Here is a 21,064-nt window from a genome sequence, read left to right on the forward strand (position 1 = left end):
TCCTGAGGAGGACACCACAGTGGCGAAGGCAAAGTTCGAGCGGACCAAGCCGCACGTCAACATCGGCACCATCGGTCACATCGACCACGGCAAGACGACGCTGACGGCTGCGATTTCCAAGGTTCTGCACGACAAGTACCCCGACCTGAACCCCCAGTTCGCGTTCGAGGACATCGACAAGGCTCCTGAGGAGCGCCAGCGCGGTATCACGATCTCGATCGCGCACATCGAGTACCAGACAGAGGGTCGTCACTACGCCCACGTCGACTGCCCCGGCCACGCCGACTACGTGAAGAACATGATCACGGGTGCGGCTCAGATGGACGGTGCGATCCTCGTGGTCGCGGCGACCGACGGCCCGATGCCGCAGACGAAGGAGCACGTCCTGCTCGCGAAGCAGGTCGGCGTTCCCTACATCGTCGTGGCGCTCAACAAGGCCGACATGGTCGACGACGAGGAGATCCTCGAGCTCGTCGAGATGGAGGTCCGTGAGCTTCTCTCGGGCTACGAGTTCCCCGGCGACGACCTCCCGGTCGTCAAGGTCTCGGCGCTCAAGGCTCTCGAGGGCGACCCGGAGTGGGGCCAGTCGGTCCTCGACCTCATGGACGCCGTCGACACGGCCATCCCGACGCCCGAGCGTGACGTCGACAAGCCGTTCCTCATGCCCGTCGAGGACGTCTTCACGATCACCGGTCGTGGCACCGTCGTCACCGGTCGCATCGAGCGCGGCATCCTCAAGGTCAACGAGGAGGTCGAGATCGTCGGCATCCACACCGGCCCGCCGGCCAAGACGACCGTCACCGGCGTCGAGATGTTCCGCAAGCTCCTCGACGAGGGTCGCGCTGGCGAGAACGTCGGCCTGCTCCTTCGTGGCACGAAGCGCGAGGACGTCGAGCGCGGCCAGGTTGTCGTCAAGCCCGGCTCGATCACCCCGCACACGGACTTCGAGGCTCAGGTCTACATCCTCTCGAAGGACGAGGGCGGCCGTCACACGCCGTTCTACGACAACTACCGTCCGCAGTTCTACTTCCGTACGACGGACGTGACGGGTGTCGTGCACCTGCCCGAGGGCACCGAGATGGTCATGCCCGGCGACAACACCGACATGACGGTCGAGCTCATCCAGCCGATCGCCATGGAGGACGGCCTCAAGTTCGCCATCCGTGAGGGTGGCCGCACGGTCGGCGCCGGTCGCGTCACGAAGATCATCAAGTGATCTGACGCTGCACCTGCAGCACCTGCAGCACCTGCTTCACCGGTTGGGCCCGTTCCGCTTCGGCGGGGCGGGCCCTTCCGCATCTGCGGGGTGGGTCATGGTGCCCGGGTCGTGGTGCCCCGGGGGCGTGGTGCCCCCGAGGCGGGGAGCGGCGTGGAGCGTCGGCGGCCGCTCCCAGCGCGCTCCGGCGTTCCGTATGCCGTTGGCCGCCGCCGATGCCGCTCCCCGCCTCGGGTGCCCCACTCCTTCACGGCCCTCGCTTGCCCCGTGCGAGCGCCTTCCCCGCCTCGGGTGCCCCACTCCTGTACGGCCCGGCCTTGCCTCCGGCCGTTGGTCGCCGATGCCGCTCCCCGACTCGGGTGCCCCACTCCTTCACGGCCCGGCCTTGCCTCCGGCCGTTCGCCGCCGATGCCGCTCCGCGCCGCGGGGGCCCCGCTCGTTCACGGGCCGCGCGTGCGTATGCCGTCCTGCCGCCTCGCGCGCGCGTCAGAGGGGTGGCAGGCCGAGGACGTCGCGGAAGGCGGTCTCGACCGCGTCGGACCGGTCGTGGTCGCCCATCGTCCCCGTGACGAAGGCGAACGCGTACTCGTCACGTGTGCTGGCCCAGCCGGCGCTGCCCCCGATGCCGCCCATGCCGAAGCCCTCGTCGTCGACCCCGAAGCCGAGGCCCCAGGCTCGCTCCGGCCCGCCCATGACCCGGTCGATGCCGTGGGCCTGCGCGCTCGCGGCCTCGTCACGCAGCGACGGGGAGATGACGCGCCCGGCGAGCAGGGCGGCATACAGACCCGCGACGGCGCGTGCGGTGCCGTGCCCGTTGACCGCGGGAACCTCGGCGCGCCGGAAGGCGGAACTGTTGACGGTGTCCTGGTCGAGGGCTCCGGGAGGGTTGAGGAGGGCCTGACGGAGCAGGGCCGGGCGGTCGTCGCCGCCCAGACCCGCGACGAGGGAGTCGACCTCGGTGAGGTCGACGGCGCGCGCCTGCGCCTGGTCGTCGAGGCCGATGTGGAAGTCGAGGGCAGCCGGTCCGCAGACCTCGTCGCGCAGGAAGGTGCCGAAGGGACGGCCGTCGACCCGGCGGACGAGCTCGCCGACGAGGTGGCCGTAGAAGAGCGCGCTCTCGCCGATGGCCGTGCCGCTGGTCCACAGCGGCTCCTGCCCGGCGAGACGTGAGCACAGACCGTCCCAGTCGAGGAGCAGCTCCGGGGGAGCGGGGTCGGCCAGGGCGACGAGCCCGACCTGGTGCGAGAGCAGCTGACGGACCGTCGCGGGGGTGCGCAGCTGAGACCAGTGCTCCTGCACGGCGCTGTCGAGGTCGAGCAGCCCGCGGTCGACGAGGACGAGCGCCGCCATGGCGGTGAAGGCCTTGGTGACCGAGTAGGGCATGACGATGCTCTCGCGCTGCCACGGCCGGGTGCGGCCCGCGTCGGCCCACCCACCCCAGAGGTCAGCGACCCAGCGGCCGTCGTGCCAGATGGCCACGGCTGCTCCGGTGCCGCGTTGCCGGGTGACGACGTCGTGGAAGACCTCGCGCACGGGCTCGAAGCCGGGCGCCACCGAGCCGCGCGGGGCGTCACCTGAGTGGTCCGACAGGGTCATGGCGACAGTGTGCCGTGCCCACGACGGGTGCTGCAGCGAGTTGTGGGCGGCACGCGCGGCCAACGGGGAGAGCCCCGTCGCCTCAGCGGGCGCGTGGCCGCCAGAACCACGGGGTGACCTCGGCCAGCACTGCGGCGATCTCGCGCCGGACGGCCTCCGCGACCGTGACGTGGACCGGCTCGCCGCCGCGCAGCACCTGTTCGCCGAGGGCGACGTGCAGCGAGCGCAGGGTCCGCATCGTGTTGCTGGCCTCGGCGGGCACCGGGCCCGGCGCCCCCGACGAGAAGAGCGTGTGCACGTGATGGAGCCACGCCACGGCGACCGCGGGGTCGAGCTCCGCCCCGGAGAGCACGAGGGCGACGGCGCAGGCGAGCCGGTCGTCCTCCTGGTCGCGCCACACCGCAGTTGTCGGGGCCACGAGCCGTCGCGCGAGGGCGTCGAGCAGCTCGGCCGGCTCCCCGACACCGGCGACGCCACACGCACCGTAGAAGTCGGCGCCGTGCGCCACCGCGTGCAGCCAGCCGAGCTCGGAATCGTAGCCGCGCAGGTCGGTCTCCCCGACGTACCACCGCGTCACCGCGGGCACCCACTGCTCGTCGTGGTGGCCAGCCTCGACGAGGCAGGCCAGCACGAGGGGAGCGAAGGTCCGGGCCTCGACTCGCTCGTGGCCGAGGCGCTCGACCATTGCGTCGCCGAGCCAGCGGCGGTCGTCCACGCCCAGCCCGCCGCCACGCACGAGGCCGGCGAGGGCCGCATACGCCCGCTCGTCGCGGACGGCCGGGTCGGGGGAGGCGAGGTCGTCGACGAGTGCGCGGAGCATGGCGTCTGGCATGGTCGCGATCCTGTCAGCCGGGGTGTGCGGGCGGCGGATAGGGTCGTGACCCATGGCGCACTCGTTCGACACCGACACCGAAGCCCAGGGCCTCATCGACTACGTCGACGCGAGCCCGACTCCGTTCCACGCCTGCGAGCAGGCCGCCCGTCGGCTCACCGCCGAGGGCTTCACCGAGGTCGTCGAGACCGGCCCGTGGCCGAGCGAGCCGGGGCGCCACTACCTCGTGCGCGGCGGCTCCCTCATCGCCTGGGACACGAGCGGTGCACACGGCTCGGGGGCCGGCCCCGCGGCGGGCTTCCGCGTCGTCGGGGCGCACACCGACAGCCCGAACCTGCGCCTCAAGCCCAACGCCGACCACGTCAAGGCCGGCTGGCAGATGCTGGCCGTCGAGCCCTACGGCGGACTCGTCCTCAACTCCTGGCTCGACCGCGACCTCGGCCTCGCGGGCCGGGTCACGGTGCGCACCGCGGACGGCATCGAGTCGCGACTCTTCCACGACGCGGCGCCGATCCTGCGGGTCGCGCAGCTCGCGATCCACCTCGACCGCAGCCAGAACGACGAGCTGACCCTGAACCGCCAGCAGCACATGGTGCCGCTCTGGGGCGTCGGTGACCAGCCCGGCGACGTGCGTCGCTACCTCGCCGCCCAGGTCGGCGTCGACCACGACGACCTGCTCGCATGGGACGTCATGACCCACCCCGTCGAGCCGTCGGCCCGCATCGGCCGGGAGCGCGACCTCATCGCCGCGCCCCGCCTCGACAACCTCGCCACGTCGTATGCCGGGGTGCGCGCCCTGCTCGACGCCGTGGCCACCGAGCCCGCCCGGGTGCCTGTCCTCGTGCTCTTCGACCACGAGGAGATCGGCAGCACCTCGGAGCGCGGAGCGACCTCGACGCTGCTGCCGTCGGTCCTCGAGCGCATCGTCATCGCCGCGGGCGGCACACGTGAGGACTACTGGCGCGCGCTCGCCGGCACCGTCATCGCCTCGGGCGACATGGGCCATGCGACCCACCCCAACTACGCCGACCGCCACGAGCCGCTCCACCAGATCCGCGTCAACGGAGGACCCGTGCTCAAGGTCAACACCAACCTGCGCTACGCCACGGACTCCGTCGGCGCGGCCGCGTTCCGTCTCGCCTGCGAGCAGGCGGGGGTCCCGATGCAGACCTTCGTGACCCGCAGCGACCTGCCGTGCGGCTCGACCGTCGGCCCCGTGACCTCGTCGCTCACCGGCGCGACGACCGTCGACTTCGGCGCCGCGGCGCTGTCGATGCACAGCGCCCGCGAGCTCATGGGTGCGCAGGACCCCGCGATGTATGCCGCCGCGCTGGCCGCCTTCCTCGCCCCCACCTCCTGACGCACCCCCCGCGGTTCGAGGTGATGCCGGGCCTCACGTCGGTGGCGCGATCACCTCGAATCAGGTTCGGCAGTCCCCGGTTCGAGGCGATCCTTGGCCTCACGTGGGTGGCGCGATCACCTCGATCCGGTATGCCGTCCGGCTGGGTGGAGGTGATGCCGAGCCCCACGTGGGTGGCGCGATCACCTCGATTGGGCGGGAGGGTGGCATACCCTGCGGTTGGAGGTGATCCCGGGCCCCACGTGGGTGGCGCGATCACCTCGATTGGGCGGGAGGGCGGCATACCCCTGCGGTTGGAGGTGATCCTGGGCCCCACGTGGGTGGCGCGATCACCTCGATTGGGCGGGAGGGCGGCATACCCCTGCGGTTGGAGGTGATCCTGGGCCTCACGTGGGCGGCGGGATCACCTCGATCCGGTATGCCGTCCAGCCTGCCGTTGGAGGTGATGCTGGGCCCTACGTGGGCGGCGGGATCACCTCGAATCAGCGGGAGGGCGGCATACCTCGGCGCGGGCTGGAGGGGTGGGGCGACGCGCCGCAGGGCGCTGGCCTGCGGCAACGGGGTGGGCCGATTTGATAGTGCGTCGCCGCCTCTGGCACACTGTTCAGGTTGCTTGACGCGCGTCGCTGACCCATGTCGGTGGCGCCGCCCCTTGAGAGCCTCCTGACGGGGACTCGCCCGGACTCCTCTCGGAGGCCCGAGGGAAGCGCAAGTTACCCGGTTCGGCCGGGATCACCACGACGAGAGTGGCACTTCGGTGCGCACTTTCACCGCGAAGCGGGCGCGACACGCCCGACCTCGGGGGTCGGAGATCCAAGGGAACCGGCAGGAAGAGTACGGCGAGAGAGAGACGTAACGGAGATGGCGGGACAGAAGATCCGCATCCGCTTGAAGTCGTATGACCACGAGGTCATCGACAACTCGGCGCGCAAGATTGTCGACACGGTGACGCGTGCCGGTGCCACTGTGGTGGGCCCGGTGCCGCTTCCGACGGAGAAGAACGTCTTCGTCGTCATCCGGTCGCCGCACAAGTACAAGGACAGCCGCGAGCACTTCGAGATGCGCACGCACAAGCGCCTCATCGACATCATCGACCCGACGCCCAAGGCCGTCGACTCGCTGATGCGTCTCGACCTGCCGGCGGACGTCAACATCGAGATCAAGCTCTGAGGCGGTGGCTGAGATGACTGTTGCTCAGAAGACTGTCAAGGGCGTGCTCGGCGAGAAGCTCGGCATGACCCAGGTGTGGGACGCCGACAACCGACTCATCCCCGTGACCGTGGTCCAGGCCGGCCCCTGCGTCGTGACGCAGGTGCGCGCCGACGAGACCGACGGCTACGCCGCGGTGCAGATCGCCTTCGGTGCGATCGACCCGCGCAAGGTCAACAAGCCCATGAGCGGGCACTTCGAGAAGGCCGGCGTCACGCCGCGCCGTCACCTCGTCGAGCTGCGCACCGCCGACGCCGGCGACTACGAGCTCGGCCAGGAGATCACGGCCGACCTGTTCGAGGCCGGCCAGCGCGTCGACGCGACGGGTACCACCAAGGGCAAGGGCTTCGCCGGTGTCATGAAGCGTCACGGCTTCCACGGCGTCAGCTCCTCGCATGGTGCGCACCGCAACCACCGCAAGCCGGGCTCCATCGGAGGCTGCTCCACGCCGGGCCGTGTCTTCAAGGGCATGCGCATGGCCGGTCGCATGGGTGGCGTCCGCCAGACGACCCAGAACCTCACGATTCACGCCGTTGACGCCGAGAAGGGCCTGCTGCTCATCAAGGGTGCCGTTCCCGGCCCCCGTGGCGGCATCGTCCTGATCCGCACGGCCGCGAAGGGTGCATGATCCAGATGGCAACCAAGACCCCTAACCTGCCCGCCGAGATCTTCGACGTGCAGACGAACGTCCCGCTGATCCACCAGGTCGTGGTGGCCCAGCTCGCGGCCGCTCGTCAGGGCACGCACTCGACGAAGACCCGTGGTGAGGTGCGCGGCGGTGGCCGCAAGCCCTACCGCCAGAAGGGCACCGGCCGCGCGCGCCAGGGCTCGACCCGCGCGCCGCAGTTCGCCGGCGGTGGCGTCGTCCATGGCCCGCAGCCGCGTGACTACTCGCAGCGCACCCCCAAGAAGATGAAGGCCGCCGCCCTGCGCGGTGCCCTCTCCGACCGGGCCCGCTTCGACCGCATCCACGTCGTCGACTCCATCGTCTCGGGCGACCTGCCCTCGGCGAAGGACGCCGCCGCCGTGCTCGCCGGCCTGACCGAGCGCCCGAACCTGCTCGTCGTCATCGAGCGTGGCAACGACGTCGCGATGAAGTCGGTGCGCAACCTGCAGAACGTCCACGTCCTGGTGGCTGACCAGCTCAACACCTACGACGTGCTCTGCGCCGACGACATCGTCTTCACCCAGGCCGCCCTCGACGCGTTCGTCGCGGGCCCCGTGAAGGCTGACAAGGCTGCTGCCAAGGAGGACGCCAAGTGAGCATCCACGCCAAGGACCCCCGCGACATCCTCATCGCGCCGGTCGTCTCGGAGAAGTCGTACGGTCTGCTCGACGAGGGCAAGTACACCTTCATCGTCGACCCCCGCGCGAACAAGACGGAGATCAAGATCGCCATCGAGTCGATCTTCGACGTCAAGGTCGACAAGGTCCACACCCTGAACCGTCAGGGCAAGAGCCGTCGCACCCGTTTCGGCATCGGCAAGCGCAAGGACACCAAGCGTGCGATCGTCTCCCTCCGCGAGGGCACGATCGACATCTTCGGTGCGGGCGCCTGAGACCGACGAAGAACAGGACTGAACCACAATGGGAATCCGTAAGTACAAGCCGACCACGCCGGGCCGTCGTGGCTCGTCGGTCGCCGACTTCGTCGAGATCACGCGCTCCACGCCGGAGAAGTCGCTGGTCCGCCCGCTCACCAAGACGGGTGGCCGCAACAACGCCGGTCGCATCACGACGCGTCACATCGGTGGTGGCCACAAGCGCGCCTACCGTGTCATCGACTTCCGTCGCCACGACAAGGACGGCGTGCCCGCCAAGGTCGCTCACATCGAGTACGACCCCAACCGCACGGCGCGCATCGCGCTCGTCCAGTACGCCGACGGCGAGAAGCGCTACATCCTCGCGCCGAACCGCCTCAAGCAGGGCGACCCGATCGAGAACGGCGCCGGCGCCGACATCAAGCCCGGCAACAGCCTGCCGCTGCGCAACATCCCCGTCGGCACGGTCATCCACGCCATCGAGCTGAAGCCCGGTGGCGGCGCGAAGATCGCCCGCTCGGCCGGTGCCCGCGTGCAGCTCGTCGCCAAGGACGGCCCCTACGCCCAGCTGCGTATGCCGTCCGGTGAGATCCGCAACGTCGACGTGCGCTGCCGCGCCACCGTCGGCGAGGTCGGCAACGCCGAGCAGAGCAACATCAACTGGGGCAAGGCCGGCCGCATGCGCTGGAAGGGCAAGCGCCCGACCGTCCGTGGTGTCGCGATGAACCCGGTTGACCACCCGCACGGTGGTGGTGAGGGCAAGACGTCCGGTGGACGTCACCCCGTCAGCCCCTGGGGCCAGGCCGAAGGCCGAACCCGCAAGGGCCACAAGGAAAGCGACAAGCTCATCGTTCGTCGCCGTCGTACTGGCAAGAAGCGCTGATAAGGAGCCTTTGGAATGCCTCGTAGCCTGAAGAAGGGCCCCTTCATCGACGACCACCTTCAGAAGAAGGTGGACGCCCAGAACGAAGCGGGAACCAAGACCGTCATCAAGACCTGGTCACGTCGCTCGGTCATCAGCCCCGACATGCTCGGTCACACCTTCGCCGTCCACGACGGCCGCAAGCACGTCCCGGTGTTCGTCACCGAGTCGATGGTCGGCCACAAGCTCGGCGAGTTCGCGCCGACCCGCACGTTCAAGGGTCACGTGAAGGACGACAAGAAGGGTCGTCGTCGCTGATGGCCACTCGAACCGAAGAAGCCAAGGAAGCAGCCATGGAAGCCAAGGCCTCGGCCCGGCACGTCCGGGTCAGCCCCCAGAAGGCGCGTCGTGTCGTGGACCTCATCCGCGGCAAGGGCGCCACCGACGCCATCACGACGCTGACGTTCGCGCCGCAGTCGGCGTCCGACCCGGTCAAGAAGGTGCTCGAGAGCGCCATCGCCAACTGCCGGGTCAAGGCCGACCGCGAGTCCGTCGCCTTCGACGAGCGTGAGCTCGTCGTCAGCGCCGCGTTCGTCGACGAAGGCCCGACGATGAAGCGTTTCCGTCCGCGGGCCCAGGGCCGCGCCGGCCGGATCAACAAGCGCACGAGCCACATCACCGTGGTCGTGTCCCAGATCGAGAAGAAGAAGGGAGCCCGCTGATGGGTCAGAAGGTCAACCCCCACGGCTTCCGTCTGGGCATCACCACCGACCACAAGAGCCGCTGGTTCGCCGACTCCACCAAGCAGGGTCAGCGTTACCGCGACTACGTCAAGGAAGATGTCTCGATCCGTCGCCTGATGGAGAAGGGCATGGAGCGCGCCGGCATCGCCAAGGTCGAGATCGAGCGCACCCGTGACCGCGTCCGCGTCGACATCCACACCGCGCGTCCGGGCATCGTCATCGGCCGCCGCGGCGCCGAGGCCGACCGCATCCGCGGCGAGCTCGAGAAGCTCACGGGCAAGCAGGTCCAGCTCAACATCCTCGAGGTCAAGAACCCGGAGATCGACAGCCAGCTGGTCGCCCAGGGCATCGCCGAGCAGCTCTCCGCTCGTGTCTCCTTCCGTCGTGCGATGCGCAAGGGCATGCAGTCCGCGCAGCGCGCCGGCGCCAAGGGCATCCGCGTGCAGGTCTCGGGCCGTCTCAACGGCGCCGAGATGAGCCGCACCGAGTTCTACCGCGAGGGTCGCGTCCCGCTGCACACGCTGCGCGCGCAGATCGACTACGGCTTCTACGAGGCTCGTACGACGTTCGGCCGCATCGGCGTCAAGGTGTGGATCTACAAGGGCGACATGACGGCCAAGGAGCTCGCTGCCCAGCAGGCCGCCGCCCCGCGCCCGTCGCGTGGCCCGCGTCGTGACGGCGGTGACCGTCCGAACCGCGCCCGTCGTGGTGACCGCAACGAGAACGCCGGTGCGCCGGCCGTGACCGACACCGCTGCTGAGCAGGCCCCGGCCCCCGCCAGCACCGAGAATGAGCAGGCCTGACCATGTTGATTCCCCGCCGAGTCAAGCACCGCAAGCAGCACCACCCCAACCGCCACGGTGCGGCGAAGGGTGGTACGACGATCGCCTTCGGTGAGTACGGCATCCAGGCTCTCGAGCCCGCCTACGTCACCAACCGCCAGATCGAGTCCGCTCGTATCGCGATGACCCGCTACATCAAGCGTGGCGGAAAGGTCTGGATCAACATCTACCCGGACCGTCCGCTCACGAAGAAGCCCGCCGAGACCCGCATGGGTTCCGGTAAGGGTTCGCCTGAGTGGTGGATCGCCAACGTCAAGCCGGGCCGCGTCATGTTCGAGCTGTCGGGCGTCTCCGAGCCGGTGGCCCGTGAGGCCATGCGTCTCGCGATGCACAAGCTCCCCATGAAGTGCCGGTTCATCCAGCGTGAGGGTGGTGACATCTGATGGCAGTCGGAACCAAGGACCTGGCTTCCAACCAGCTGCGTGGTCTCGATGACACGAAGCTGGCCGACGAGCTGAAGAAGGCCAAGGAGGAGCTGTTCAACCTCCGCTTCCAGTCGGCCACCGGTCAGCTGGACAACCACGGTCGTCTCCGCGCCGTCAAGCGCGACATCGCCCGGATCTACACGGAGATGCGTGAGCGCGAGCTCGGCATCGGCTCGGCCCCCGTGCCCGAGCCCGAGCCCGTGGTGACGGACACCAAGGCCGACAAGAAGGCCAAGAAGGCCGACAAGGCCGAGGACAAGGCTGACAAGGCCGAGAAGAAGGCCAAGAAGGCTGACAAGGCTGACAAGGCTGACAAGGAGGCTGACGCGTGAGCGAGCAGGACAAGGCCACTGTGGCCACCGAGACCAAGACCAGCGACCGCAACTACCGCAAGACCCGCCAGGGTTACGTGGTGAGCGACAAGATGGACAAGACCGTCGTCGTCGAGGTCGAGGACCGCGTCAAGCACGCCCTCTACGGCAAGGTCATCCGTCGCACGAGCAAGGTCAAGGCCCACGACGAGCAGAACACCGCCGGCGTCGGCGACCGCGTGCTCATCATGGAGACGCGTCCGCTCTCCGCGACGAAGCGCTGGCGCGTCGTCGAGATCCTCGAGAAGGCCAAGTAAACGGTTGGGGGGTTCGGCCCTGGCGGGCCTGCCCCCCCGACTGCCCCCCGAAAAGCCCGCGTGGCTGGGGGAGCGGGCCTCGCGGCATACGCGCTCGTATGCCGTCCGGCCCGCACCAAGACCACACCCCATTCAGTTCGGCAAGGCTTCCGGCAAGAGAAATCGCGCAGGGCGCGAATTCTCTTGCCGGGAGAACCAGCACGACGACAGGAGTTAGACAGTGATTCAGCAGGAGTCGCGACTGCGCGTCGCCGACAACACCGGTGCCAAGGAACTCCTTTGCATCCGTGTTCTCGGCGGTTCGGGCCGTCGGTACGCCGGCATCGGCGACACCATCGTCGCCACCGTCAAGGACGCGATCCCCGGCGGCAACGTCAAGAAGGGTGACGTCGTCAAGGCCGTCATCGTTCGCACCGTCAAGGAGCGCCGCCGCGCCGACGGGTCCTACATCAAGTTCGACGAGAACGCCGCCGTGATCCTCAAGGGCGACGGGGACCCCCGTGGCACCCGCATCTTCGGCCCGGTCGGCCGCGAGCTGCGCGAGAAGAAGTTCATGAAGATCATCTCGCTGGCGCCGGAGGTGCTGTGAACATGGCGAACGCCAAGATGAAGATCAAGAAGGGTGACCTCGTCCAGGTCATCTCCGGACGCAGCCAGAAGAACGGCGGCGACCGGGGCAAGCAGGGCAAGGTCATCGCGGTGTACCCCGAGACCCAGCGTGTGCTGGTCGAGGGCATCAACCGCGTCACCAAGCACGTCAAGGCGGGCGCGACCGCTCGCGGTACGCGCACCGGTGGCCTCGTGCACACCGAGGCCGCGATCCACGTGAGCAACGTGGCGATCGTCGACCCCGAGTCGAAGAAGCCGACGCGCATCAAGACGCGCGTCGAGTCGGTGGAGCGGAACGGCCGCACCAAGGCGTCTCGCGTCCGGGTCGCCGTGAAGTCGGACAAGGACCTCTGAAAATGACCAACACTGTGACTGAGTCCGCTGCGGCGAAGCCGCGTCTTCAGCAGCGCTACCAGGACGAGATCAAGGGCGCGCTCCTCGAGCAGTTCGGCTACGCCAACGTCATGCAGGTTCCCGGCGTCGTCAAGGTCGTCGTCAACATGGGTGTCGGCGACGCGGCCAAGGACAGCAAGCTCATCGAGGGCGCCGTCCGTGACCTCACCGCCATCACCGGCCAGAAGCCGGTCGTGACGAAGGCCCGCAAGTCCATCGCGCAGTTCAAGCTTCGCGAGGGTATGCCGATCGGCGCGCACACGACGCTGCGTGGCGACCGCATGTGGGAGTTCCTCGACCGACTCGTGTCGATCGCCCTCCCGCGCATCCGTGACTTCCGCGGCCTGTCGCCGAAGCAGTTCGACGGCAACGGCAACTACACCTTCGGTCTCACGGAGCAGTCGATGTTCCACGAGATCGACCAGGACCGCATCGACCGGGTCCGTGGGATGGACATCACCGTGGTCACCACGGCGACCAACGATGACGAGGGTCGCGCGCTGCTCAAGCAGCTCGGCTTCCCCTTCAAGGAGAACTGACATGGCCAAGACCGCACTGGTCAACAAGGCGAACCGGAAGCCGAAGTTCAAGGTCCGTGCGTACACCCGCTGCCAGAAGTGCGGTCGCCCGCACTCGGTGTACCGCAAGTTCGGCCTGTGCCGCATCTGCCTTCGCGAGATGGCTCACGCGGGCCAGCTGCCGGGCGTGACCAAGAGCTCGTGGTGACCGGCACCGCCGGAAGCCAAACCCCAGACCAAGCAAACCTCTGACACCGTAGGTCGGCCACGCGGCATACGCCGAGCGGGAGCTGACACCAGCGACCGAAGGTCGAAACCCCGGTGAGGAAGGGCGGAGAGCCCACATGACCATGACTGACCCGATTGCGGACATGCTGACCCGCGTCCGGAACGCCAACTCGGCGCACCACGACGTCGTCTCCATGCCGTACTCCAAGCTCAAGAAGAACATCGCCGAGATCCTCCAGGCCGAGGGCTACATCGCCTCGTGGAAGATCGAGGAGGCCGAGGTCGGCCAGACCCTGACCATCGACCTCAAGTACGGCCCGAACCGCGAGCGCTCCATCGCCGGAGTCCGCCGCGTCAGCAAGCCGGGTCTGCGCGTCTACGCCAAGTCGACGAACCTTCCCCGGGTTCTCGGTGGCCTCGGCGTCGCGATCCTGTCGACGTCGAACGGTCTGCTGACCGACCGCCAGGCACACGAGAAGGGCGTGGGTGGGGAAGTCCTCGCCTACGTCTGGTAAGGAGAGACTGACATGTCGCGAATCGGACGACTTCCGGTCTCCATCCCGTCGGGCGTGGACGTCAAGGTCGATGGCCAGGACGTCAGCGTCAAGGGTCCGAAGGGTGAGCTCTCGCTCACCATCCCGAACCCCATCACCGTTGAGATGGCCGAGGGCAACCTCGAGGTCAAGCGTCCCGACGACGAGCGCGACTCGCGCTCGCGTCACGGGCTGACCCGCTCCCTCATCAACAACATGGTCCTCGGTGTCACCGAGGGCTACGAGAAGAAGATGGAGATCCACGGCACGGGCTACCGTGTCGCCGCGAAGGGCAGCAACCTCGAGTTCTCGCTCGGGTACTCCCACCCCATCACCATCGAGGCTCCCGAGGGCATCAACTTCGCCGTCGAGAACCCGACCCGCTTCTCGGTGCAGGGCATCGACAAGCAGCTGGTCGGCGAGGTCGCGGCCAACATCCGCAAGCTGCGCAAGCCCGACCCGTACAAGGGCAAGGGTGTTCGCTACGCGGGCGAGCAGATCCGTCGCAAGGTCGGAAAGGCCGGTAAGTAAGCCATGGCAATGATCATCAAGCGCGGCAAGAGCAAGGCTGCCGCCCGCATCCGTCGCCAGGTGCGCGGTCGCAAGAAGATCGCCGGCACCGCGGCCCGTCCCCGCCTGGTCGTGTCCCGCTCGAGCCGGCACCTCTTCGTCCAGGTCGTCGACGACACGGTCGGCAAGACCGTCGCGTCCGCCTCGACGATGGAGGCCGACCTGCGTGCGTTCGACGGTGACAAGACGGCCAAGGCCAAGCGCGTCGGCGAGCTCGTCGCCGCTCGGGCCAAGGACGCCGGTGTCGAGTCCGTCGTGTTCGACCGTGGTGGCAACAAGTACCACGGTCGGGTCGCGGCCATCGCCGAGGGCGCCCGTGAAGGTGGGCTGTCCCTGTGACCAAGCACTTCGTGAACGCAATTGTTGAGATGAGGAACATCTGATGCCCGGACAGCAGCGTCGAGGCGGTGGCGTGGGTGGCCCCGCCGGTGGCGGCGAGCGCACCGAGCGTGGCGACCGCCGTGACAACCGTGGTGGCCGCGACAACCGCGACGCCGAGAAGAGCCAGTACGTCGAGCGCGTCGTGACGATCAACCGCGTCGCCAAGGTCGTCAAGGGTGGTCGTCGCTTCAGCTTCACCGCTCTCGTCGTCGTCGGTGACGGTGACGGCACCGTCGGTGTCGGCTACGGCAAGGCCAAGGAAGTTCCCGCGGCGATCGCCAAGGGTGTCGAGGAGGCCAAGAAGAACTTCTTCAAGGTCCCGCGCATCCAGGGCACCATCCCGCACCCCGTCCAGGGTGAGGCCGCCGCCGGTGTCGTCATGCTCCGTCCCGCCGCCCCCGGTACCGGTGTCATCGCCGGTGGTCCGGTGCGTGCGGTGCTCGAGTGCGCCGGCATCCACGACGTCCTCAGCAAGTCGCTGGGCTCCGACAACGCCATCAACATCGTGCACGCCACGGCTCAGGCCCTGCGCGAGCTCGAGCGCCCCGAGTCGGTCGCCGCACGTCGCGGCAAGACCCTCGAGGAGGTGGCTCCGGCCGCCATGCTCCGCGCCCGCGCCGCTGGTCTCGCCGAGGCCAAGGCCGCCGAGAAGGCAGGTGCGTGATGGCTCGTCTCAAGGTGACCCAGACCCGGTCCGAGATCGGCGGCAAGCAGAACCAGCGTGACACGCTGCGCAGCCTCGGTCTGAAGCGCATTGGCGACGTCGTCGTCAAGGAGGACCGTCCCGAGATCCGCGGGATGGTCAAGACGGTCACGCACCTCGTGTCCGTCGAGGAGGTTGACTGACCATGGCTGACAAGAAGCCCAACGCCCAGAGCGAGTCGGCCCTCAAGGTCCACCACCTGCGTCCGGCCCCCGGAGCCAAGACCCCCAAGACCCGCGTGGGTCGAGGCGAGGGCTCCAAGGGCAAGACCGCCGGTCGTGGCACCAAGGGCACCAAGGCCCGCTACCAGGTTCCCGAGCGCTTCGAGGGTGGCTCCATGCCGCTCCACATGCGCCTGCCGAAGCTGCGTGGGTTCAAGAACCCGTTCCGCACCGAGTACCAGGTCGTCAACCTCGACCGCCTGCAGGTCCTCTTCCCCGAGGGCGGGCAGGTCTCGGTTGCGGACCTCGTCGAGAAGGGCGCCGTCCGCGACGGCTTCCCGGTCAAGGTGCTCGGCACCGGCGACATCTCCGTGAAGGTCGAGGTGGAGGCCCACAAGTTCTCCGCCTCCGCCAAGGAGAAGATCGAGGCCGCCGGCGGCACGGTCACGGCGCTCGACGCCTGACCCGGGTCGCTGCTTGAACCGGTCCTCGTGACCACCCCACACCTCGTGTGAGCAGCGCCCCGGGCGCCCGCTCCGAGGGTCGACGTGACGTCGGCCACCGGACCGGGATGCTCGGGGCGCTGCGTCTTTGCGTTACCCTTCCACGGATTGCTTGACCAACGCCGCGCCACCCGTGCGGCCCCAGGAGGACCCAGTGCTCGCCGCCTTCGTCCGCGCGTTCCGCACCCCGGACCTGCGCAAGAAGCTGCTTTTCACGCTCGGCATCATCGCGCTCTTCAGGCTCGGGTCGCACGTGCCGACCCCCGGCATCAGCTACACGCTGGTGCAGCAGTGCCTCAGCGCGGGTCGAGCCGCCGGTGGTAGCGACCAGAGCGGGTTCCTCAACCTCGCCAACCTCTTCAGTGGTGGCGCGCTCCTGCAGCTGTCGGTCTTCGCGCTCGGGATCATGCCGTACATCACGGCGAGCATCATCATCCAGCTGCTCACCGTCGTCATCCCGCGCTTCGAGGCCCTCAAGGAAGAGGGCCAGTCGGGGCAGTCGAAGCTGACGCAGTACACCCGCTACCTGACGATCGGCCTCGCGATCCTCCAGTCGGCGACCCTCGTGACCTTCGCGCGCAACCCCTCCAGCCTCTTCGGCGGCAGCTGCCCGACGATCATGCCCGACGACTCGATGGCGACGATCCTCATCATGGTCCTCACGATGACCGCCGGCACCGGCCTCATCATGTGGTTCGGCGAGCTCATCACCGACAAGGGTGTCGGCAACGGCATGTCGCTGCTCATCTTCACCTCGATCGCCGCCGGCTTCCCGGCCTCGCTCTGGGCGATCAAGGAGAACAAGGGCTGGGGCACCTTCCTCGGCATCGTGCTGCTCGGCATCTTCGTCATCGCCGCGGTGGTCTTCGTCGAGCAGTCGCAGCGCCGCATCCCCGTGCAGTACGCCAAGCGCATGGTCGGACGCCGCATGTACGGCGGCACCTCGACCTACATCCCGCTCAAGGTCAACATGGCCGGCGTCATCCCCGTCATCTTCGCCAGCTCCCTGCTCGCCCTCCCGGGCCTCATCGCGCAGTTCAACACGCGCGCCGACGGCAACAACCCGGGCTGGGTCACGTGGGTGCAGCAGAACCTCGTGCGAGGTGACCACCCGATCTACATGGCGATCTACGTCGGGCTCATCCTCTTCTTCACGTTCTTCTACGTCTCGATCACGTTCAACCCGACCGAGGTCGCCGACAACATGAAGAAGTACGGCGGCTTCATCCCAGGTATCCGCGCCGGGCGACCCACGGCCGAGTACCTCAACTACGTCCTGACCCGAATCACCGTGCCGGGTGCCATCTACCTCGCCCTGATCTCGCTCATCCCGCTCGTGGCACTCGTGCTCGTCGGCGCCAACCAGAACTTCCCGTTCGGAGGCACCTCGATCCTCATCATCGTCGGTGTGGGTCTCGAGACGGTCAAGCAGATCGAGGCGCAGCTCCAGCAGCGTCATTACGAAGGGTTCCTCCGTTAAATGCGACTGATCATCCTCGGCCCGCCCGGTGCCGGTAAGGGCACCCAGGCGGCTCGCATCGCCGAGCGCCTCTCCATCCCGGCCATCTCGACCGGCGACATCTTCCGGTCCAACATCAAGAACGAGACCGAGCTGGGTCTCAAGGTCAAGGACATCCTCGCCTCGGGCGGCTACGTCCCCGACGAGGTCACCAACGAGATCGTCGAGGATCGGCTCGACTGGCCCGACGCGGCCGGCGGCTTCCTCCTCGACGGCTACCCCCGCACGGCGGGTCAGGTCGAGGCGCTCGACGAGATGCTCGCGCGCCACGGCCACCGGCTCGACGCCGTCCTCGAGCTCGAGGTCGACGACGACGCGATCGTCGAGCGCCTCCTCAAGCGGGCTGAGACCGAGGGTCGCTCTGACGACACCGAGGACGTCATCCGTGAGCGCCAGGCGATCTACTACCGCGAGACCGCGCCCCTCAGCCACCACTACGACGAGGTCGGCCTGCTCGTCCGCGTCGACGGCATGGGCGAGCTCGACAAGGTGACCGACCGGCTCGTCGAGGCCCTCCCGGCCCACCCGAGCCCCTGAGCGCCCACACCGTGTTCGGACGCCGCAACAAGCTCCAGGGTCGCACCGACGAGCAGCTCCTCCTCATGCGTGAGGCGGGGCTGCTCGTCGGGCGCACCCTCGAGATGCTCGCCGCCGAGGTGCGCCCGGGAGTGACGACGCTCGAGCTCGACCGTCTCGCCGAGGACTTCATCCGCAGCAACGGTGGCATCCCCAACTTCCAGCTCGTCCCCGGCTACAGCCACACGCTCTGCACGAGCGTCAACGAGGAGGTCGTCCACGGCATCCCCGGCAGCCGGGTGCTGCGCGAGGGTGACGTCGTGTCGGTCGACTGCGGCGCCGAGGTCGCGGGCTGGAACGGCGACGCGGCCTTCACCGCCGTCGTCGGAGGCGCCGAGGCCGCGCGCCCCGAGGACCTCGCGCTCATCGCCGCCACCGAGGCCAGCCTGTATGCCGGGATCGCCGCCATGCGCGTCGGTGACCGTCTCTACGCGGTGGGCGACGCCGTCGAGGCCAGCATCGAGGCCGCCGCGGAGCGCGACGGTCGCGTCTACGGCATCATCGAGGACTACGTCGGTCACGGCATCGGCACCCAGATGCACATGGATCCGCAGATCCCCAACTACGCCGTGCGCGACGCCGGCCCGAAGCTCGTCAACGGCTTCACCGGCGCGATCGAGCCGATGGTCACGCTCGGCACGACCGACACGACGGTGCTCGCCGACGACTGGACCGTCGTGACGGCCGACGGCACCCGTGCCGCCCACTGGGAGCACTCGGTCGCCGTGCGCGACGGCGGCCTGTGGATCCTCACGGCCATCGACGGCGGCGAGGCGGCGCTGGCAGCCCACGGCGCGGCATACGCCCCGCTCGGCTGAGCGACCTCCCACCCGGCAGCACGAGCTCGGTGGCGCTCTAGGGCCCGGACTGTCGGGCCCGGCGCGTAGCCTCGCGCTGTTACGCTTCCCCGTAGCACCCCCAGCGCCCAGGGCCTCGACGCCGCCGGGCTGCTCGCCTTCGTCGAGGCCGCCGAGCGCGGCGGGCTCGGCCTGCACAGCCTCATCGTGGCCCGGCACGGCCAGGTCGTCGCGCAGGGGTGGTGGCGCCCGTATGCCGCCGAGCGGGTCCACCTCGCCTACTCCCTCTCGAAGACGGTGACGGCCACGGCCGTCGCGTTTCTCGTGCAGGAGGGTCGCCTCTCGCTCGAGGACCGGGTGCTCGACTTCTTCCCCGAGATCGACGGCGCCACCGTGCCCTCGGGGTGGCACGACGTGCGGGTCAAGCACTGCCTCTCGATGACCGTGGGGCACGAGGACGACGCGTGGGCGCGAGTGTTCGACCGCAGCAGCGGCACCGACTACGCCGCACCCGACGACTGGGTGCCCCACGTCTTCGCGACGGCGCCGACGCGCGAGCCGGGCACGGTCTTCGCGTACAACCAGGTCGCCACCTACCTGCTGTCCCTGATCGTCGGTCGGGTCGCCGGCCAGGGCGTGTCCGAGATGCTGCGGCCGCGACTGCTCGCGCCGCTCGGCCTGCCCGACATCCCGTGGCACCGTGACCCGCTCGGTCGTGAGCTCGGCTTCAGCGGCTCGCACCTGACGACGGAGGGCATCGCCTCGATCGCCCAGCTCTACCTCGACCAGGGCCGGTGGGAGGGGCGCCAGCTGCTCTCGCCGTCGTGGGTGGCCGAGGCGACCGTCGGCTTCGGGCCGCGCAACGAGGACCCCCTCACCCCGCCCGACTGGGCGCGCGGCTACGGCTACTCCTTCTGGATGCAGCGCCACGGCTACCGCGGCGACGGAGCCTACGGCCAGTTCCTCGCGGTGCTGCCCGAGCAGGACCTCGTCGTCGCGATCACCTCAGAGCAGCCCGACATGCAGGCGACGCTCGACGCCCTCTGGGAGCACGTCGTGCCCGCAGCCGGGCGCCCCGGCTCCGAGCAGGCCGACACCGAGCTCGCCGCGGTGCTGGCGAGCCGCGAGATCCCGGCGATGGCCGGAGGGGCGCTCGGGCCCGACCATGCCGAGTTCACCCGGTCGTCGGCCTCCGACCTGTCCGACGACTACACCGCCGTCTCGGTGACCCGCGAGGCCGGCGGTCACGTCCTCGGTCTCGCCCGCCGGGGGGAGTGGCTGCGCGTGCCGGTGGCCTCCGGCGCCTGGGTGGAGTCGGCCCTCGTCGGCGGCGGCGCGACCTTGCCCGTCGTCAGCAGCGGCGGCTGGGTCGACGAGGACGTCTTCCGGGCCGAGGTCATCGCCATCGAGACGCCGCACCGCTTCCGGGTCGAGGCCCGGCTGCGCGGGGGAGACGCCGACCTCACGTGGCGGATGGTGCCGCTGACCGGCGGCGACCCGCTGTGGCTCTCGACCCGCTGGGGTTGACCTCAGCCCTGCGCGGTGCCAGCCCCGTCATCGGGTGCCACGTCGCGGCCGAGGGTTCCGGCCTGGCCGCCGAGATGGACGAGGAGCCGCTCGGCGACGACGCGGGCGTTGGCCTGGAGCACGGGCAGCGGCACGCGGGGGAGGTTCTCCTCCCAGTCGAGCAGCGGTGAGCCCCGGAACTGCGGGATCCGCGCGGGGCGGCCGAAGAAGAACAGGTGCAGGTGCGCGCTGCCGTCGCCGTACTTGGCGACGTGCACCCGGCCGACGCTGGGCACGTGCTCGACGGCGTCCGAGATCGCCACGACGAGCTGGCCCATCTCGGCGGCGAGGTCGGTCGGCAGGCTCGGCAGGTCGTGGTGCTCCAGCGGCGAGAGGACGAGCTGCACCGGAAGGCCGGACTGGTCGGTGAGGCCGAGGCGCCACCGGGCGTTGGACCAGACCGTCGTGCCGTCGTCGGGGCCGAAGCCCGTCGCGCACCAGCAGTCGCGCGCCTCCTCGCCGCGGCGGGCCGGCTCCTCGTCGGCCAACGGCTGCAGCGGCTTGAGGCGCAGGCTGTCGATCTCGTACGGGTAGATGTCCCAGCCGGGCATCTCCTCCACCGCGACGGGCAGGCGCCCCTCGGCATCGGCGGCGGCGAGGATGCGCGCGTGGTAGTCCTCGGGGCTCTCGGCCTCCCCGAGCAGGGGGTCGTGCGCCCCGGGGTCGGTCCGGAGTGCGTCGGTGGGCACCGCGTCGTCGCCGTCGTCGCTCATGTCGCCAGTATGCCGCCCGGCCGGGTTCCGGAGTCAGCGT

At 69.2% G+C, this 21,064-nt stretch carries 30 protein-coding genes; 27 read left to right on the plus strand and 3 right to left on the minus strand.

Annotation, left to right across the window (positions count from 1 at the left end):
- Window positions 1-19 precede the first annotated feature (19 nt).
- On the plus strand, window positions 20-1,216 hold the full coding sequence (gene tuf / locus FHX52_RS16690; RefSeq protein ID WP_141823427.1) for an elongation factor Tu: 1,197 nt from the start codon (window positions 20-22) through the stop codon (window positions 1,214-1,216).
- Between the two features lie 486 nt (window positions 1,217-1,702).
- Here tuf and FHX52_RS16695 read toward each other — a convergent pair whose 3' ends face one another.
- Together FHX52_RS16695 and FHX52_RS16700 are read right to left on the minus strand one after the other, a co-directional pair.
- Complete coding sequence (locus tag FHX52_RS16695; protein ID WP_141823428.1) at window positions 1,703-2,812, minus strand: serine hydrolase domain-containing protein; 1,110 nt, start codon at window positions 2,810-2,812, stop codon at window positions 1,703-1,705.
- A gap of 82 nt (window positions 2,813-2,894) precedes the next feature.
- The gene (locus FHX52_RS16700; RefSeq protein WP_185747336.1) at window positions 2,895-3,644 is read right to left on the minus strand and encodes a DUF2785 domain-containing protein; all 750 of its coding nucleotides are present in this window, start codon (window positions 3,642-3,644) and stop codon (window positions 2,895-2,897) included.
- 52 nt (window positions 3,645-3,696) lie between these two features.
- Here FHX52_RS16700 and FHX52_RS16705 point away from each other — a divergent pair, with 52 nt between their 5' ends.
- The 26 genes from FHX52_RS16705 to FHX52_RS16830 all read left to right on the plus strand — a co-directional run bounded on the left by FHX52_RS16705 (window position 3,697) and on the right by FHX52_RS16830 (window position 20,272).
- A complete protein-coding gene (locus FHX52_RS16705) occupies window positions 3,697-5,004 on the plus strand; it encodes a M18 family aminopeptidase (protein WP_141823430.1) in 1,308 nt (435 codons plus the stop codon).
- Window positions 5,005-5,865: 861 nt separating this feature from the next.
- On the plus strand, window positions 5,866-6,174 hold the full coding sequence (gene rpsJ, locus FHX52_RS16710; RefSeq protein ID WP_009775966.1) for a 30S ribosomal protein S10: 309 nt from the start codon (window positions 5,866-5,868) through the stop codon (window positions 6,172-6,174).
- A gap of 13 nt (window positions 6,175-6,187) precedes the next feature.
- Window positions 6,188-6,841: a 50S ribosomal protein L3 gene (gene rplC, locus FHX52_RS16715; RefSeq protein WP_185747337.1), complete on the plus strand. Its 654-nt coding sequence runs from the start codon at window positions 6,188-6,190 to the stop codon at window positions 6,839-6,841.
- The gene (rplD, locus tag FHX52_RS16720) at window positions 6,838-7,476 is read left to right on the plus strand and encodes a 50S ribosomal protein L4 (RefSeq protein WP_141823431.1); all 639 of its coding nucleotides are present in this window, start codon (window positions 6,838-6,840) and stop codon (window positions 7,474-7,476) included. Before rplC ends, rplD begins: the two co-directional genes overlap by 4 nt.
- Window positions 7,473-7,772 (plus strand): 50S ribosomal protein L23, encoded by a 300-nt coding sequence (gene rplW, locus FHX52_RS16725; protein ID WP_141823432.1) that lies wholly within the window; start codon window positions 7,473-7,475, stop codon window positions 7,770-7,772. The genes rplD and rplW overlap by 4 nt, the downstream gene beginning before the upstream one ends.
- Before the next feature lie 28 nt (window positions 7,773-7,800).
- Window positions 7,801-8,637: a 50S ribosomal protein L2 gene (gene rplB / locus FHX52_RS16730; protein ID WP_141823433.1), complete on the plus strand. Its 837-nt coding sequence runs from the start codon at window positions 7,801-7,803 to the stop codon at window positions 8,635-8,637.
- Window positions 8,638-8,652: 15 nt separating this feature from the next.
- On the plus strand, window positions 8,653-8,934 hold the full coding sequence (gene rpsS, locus FHX52_RS16735) for a 30S ribosomal protein S19 (protein WP_141823434.1): 282 nt from the start codon (window positions 8,653-8,655) through the stop codon (window positions 8,932-8,934).
- A 35-nt stretch (window positions 8,935-8,969) separates the two neighbouring features.
- The gene (gene rplV / locus FHX52_RS16740) at window positions 8,970-9,338 is read left to right on the plus strand and encodes a 50S ribosomal protein L22 (RefSeq protein WP_141823435.1); all 369 of its coding nucleotides are present in this window, start codon (window positions 8,970-8,972) and stop codon (window positions 9,336-9,338) included.
- Window positions 9,338-10,162, plus strand: coding sequence for a 30S ribosomal protein S3 (rpsC, locus tag FHX52_RS16745; RefSeq protein WP_141823436.1), 825 nt, complete (start codon window positions 9,338-9,340; stop codon window positions 10,160-10,162). The genes rplV and rpsC overlap by 1 nt, the downstream gene beginning before the upstream one ends.
- Window positions 10,163-10,164: 2 nt before the next feature.
- A complete protein-coding gene (gene rplP, locus FHX52_RS16750; RefSeq protein WP_141823437.1) occupies window positions 10,165-10,584 on the plus strand; it encodes a 50S ribosomal protein L16 in 420 nt (139 codons plus the stop codon).
- A complete protein-coding gene (gene rpmC, locus FHX52_RS16755; protein ID WP_141823438.1) occupies window positions 10,584-10,958 on the plus strand; it encodes a 50S ribosomal protein L29 in 375 nt (124 codons plus the stop codon). Before rplP ends, rpmC begins: the two co-directional genes overlap by 1 nt.
- Window positions 10,955-11,254 carry a 30S ribosomal protein S17 gene (gene rpsQ, locus FHX52_RS16760; RefSeq protein ID WP_221630625.1) on the plus strand — a complete coding sequence of 100 codons (300 nt, stop codon included), beginning with the start codon at window positions 10,955-10,957 and terminating at the stop codon, window positions 11,252-11,254. The genes rpmC and rpsQ overlap by 4 nt, the downstream gene beginning before the upstream one ends.
- A gap of 220 nt (window positions 11,255-11,474) precedes the next feature.
- Window positions 11,475-11,843 carry a 50S ribosomal protein L14 gene (gene rplN, locus FHX52_RS16765; protein ID WP_034715247.1) on the plus strand — a complete coding sequence of 123 codons (369 nt, stop codon included), beginning with the start codon at window positions 11,475-11,477 and terminating at the stop codon, window positions 11,841-11,843.
- A 2-nt stretch (window positions 11,844-11,845) separates the two neighbouring features.
- Window positions 11,846-12,217, plus strand: a complete 372-nt coding sequence (gene rplX / locus FHX52_RS16770; protein ID WP_141823439.1) for a 50S ribosomal protein L24 — start codon at window positions 11,846-11,848, stop codon at window positions 12,215-12,217.
- Window positions 12,218-12,219: 2 nt separating this feature from the next.
- On the plus strand, window positions 12,220-12,795 hold the full coding sequence (rplE, locus tag FHX52_RS16775) for a 50S ribosomal protein L5 (RefSeq protein ID WP_141823440.1): 576 nt from the start codon (window positions 12,220-12,222) through the stop codon (window positions 12,793-12,795).
- Between the two features lies 1 nt (window position 12,796).
- A complete protein-coding gene (locus tag FHX52_RS16780; protein ID WP_141823441.1) occupies window positions 12,797-12,982 on the plus strand; it encodes a type Z 30S ribosomal protein S14 in 186 nt (61 codons plus the stop codon).
- A 136-nt stretch (window positions 12,983-13,118) separates the two neighbouring features.
- Window positions 13,119-13,517, plus strand: coding sequence for a 30S ribosomal protein S8 (gene rpsH, locus FHX52_RS16785; protein ID WP_141823442.1), 399 nt, complete (start codon window positions 13,119-13,121; stop codon window positions 13,515-13,517).
- Window positions 13,518-13,529: 12 nt separating this feature from the next.
- Window positions 13,530-14,066: a 50S ribosomal protein L6 gene (gene rplF, locus FHX52_RS16790; RefSeq protein WP_141823443.1), complete on the plus strand. Its 537-nt coding sequence runs from the start codon at window positions 13,530-13,532 to the stop codon at window positions 14,064-14,066.
- Between the two features lie 3 nt (window positions 14,067-14,069).
- Complete coding sequence (rplR, locus tag FHX52_RS16795; protein ID WP_141823444.1) at window positions 14,070-14,444, plus strand: 50S ribosomal protein L18; 375 nt, start codon at window positions 14,070-14,072, stop codon at window positions 14,442-14,444.
- Between the two features lie 43 nt (window positions 14,445-14,487).
- Window positions 14,488-15,150: a 30S ribosomal protein S5 gene (gene rpsE, locus FHX52_RS16800; protein ID WP_141823445.1), complete on the plus strand. Its 663-nt coding sequence runs from the start codon at window positions 14,488-14,490 to the stop codon at window positions 15,148-15,150.
- On the plus strand, window positions 15,150-15,332 hold the full coding sequence (rpmD, locus tag FHX52_RS16805) for a 50S ribosomal protein L30 (RefSeq protein WP_020143226.1): 183 nt from the start codon (window positions 15,150-15,152) through the stop codon (window positions 15,330-15,332). The genes rpsE and rpmD overlap by 1 nt, the downstream gene beginning before the upstream one ends.
- A gap of 2 nt (window positions 15,333-15,334) precedes the next feature.
- A complete protein-coding gene (gene rplO / locus FHX52_RS16810) occupies window positions 15,335-15,814 on the plus strand; it encodes a 50S ribosomal protein L15 (protein ID WP_141823446.1) in 480 nt (159 codons plus the stop codon).
- A 193-nt stretch (window positions 15,815-16,007) separates the two neighbouring features.
- The gene (secY, locus tag FHX52_RS16815; RefSeq protein WP_141823755.1) at window positions 16,008-17,333 is read left to right on the plus strand and encodes a preprotein translocase subunit SecY; all 1,326 of its coding nucleotides are present in this window, start codon (window positions 16,008-16,010) and stop codon (window positions 17,331-17,333) included.
- The gene (locus FHX52_RS16820) at window positions 17,334-17,909 is read left to right on the plus strand and encodes an adenylate kinase (protein ID WP_141823447.1); all 576 of its coding nucleotides are present in this window, start codon (window positions 17,334-17,336) and stop codon (window positions 17,907-17,909) included.
- Window positions 17,910-17,920: 11 nt separating this feature from the next.
- The gene (gene map / locus FHX52_RS16825; RefSeq protein WP_141823448.1) at window positions 17,921-18,766 is read left to right on the plus strand and encodes a type I methionyl aminopeptidase; all 846 of its coding nucleotides are present in this window, start codon (window positions 17,921-17,923) and stop codon (window positions 18,764-18,766) included.
- Between the two features lie 186 nt (window positions 18,767-18,952).
- Window positions 18,953-20,272: a serine hydrolase domain-containing protein gene (locus FHX52_RS16830; RefSeq protein WP_185747338.1), complete on the plus strand. Its 1,320-nt coding sequence runs from the start codon at window positions 18,953-18,955 to the stop codon at window positions 20,270-20,272.
- Between the two features lie 2 nt (window positions 20,273-20,274).
- Here FHX52_RS16830 and FHX52_RS16835 read toward each other — a convergent pair whose 3' ends face one another.
- Window positions 20,275-21,024, minus strand: a complete 750-nt coding sequence (locus FHX52_RS16835; protein ID WP_246070066.1) for a hypothetical protein — start codon at window positions 21,022-21,024, stop codon at window positions 20,275-20,277.
- Between the last annotated feature and the right edge of the window lie 40 nt (window positions 21,025-21,064).

The sequence above is a fragment of the Humibacillus xanthopallidus genome, assembly GCF_006717145.1.
Taxonomy (GTDB): Bacteria; Actinomycetota; Actinomycetes; order Actinomycetales; family Dermatophilaceae; genus Humibacillus; species Humibacillus xanthopallidus.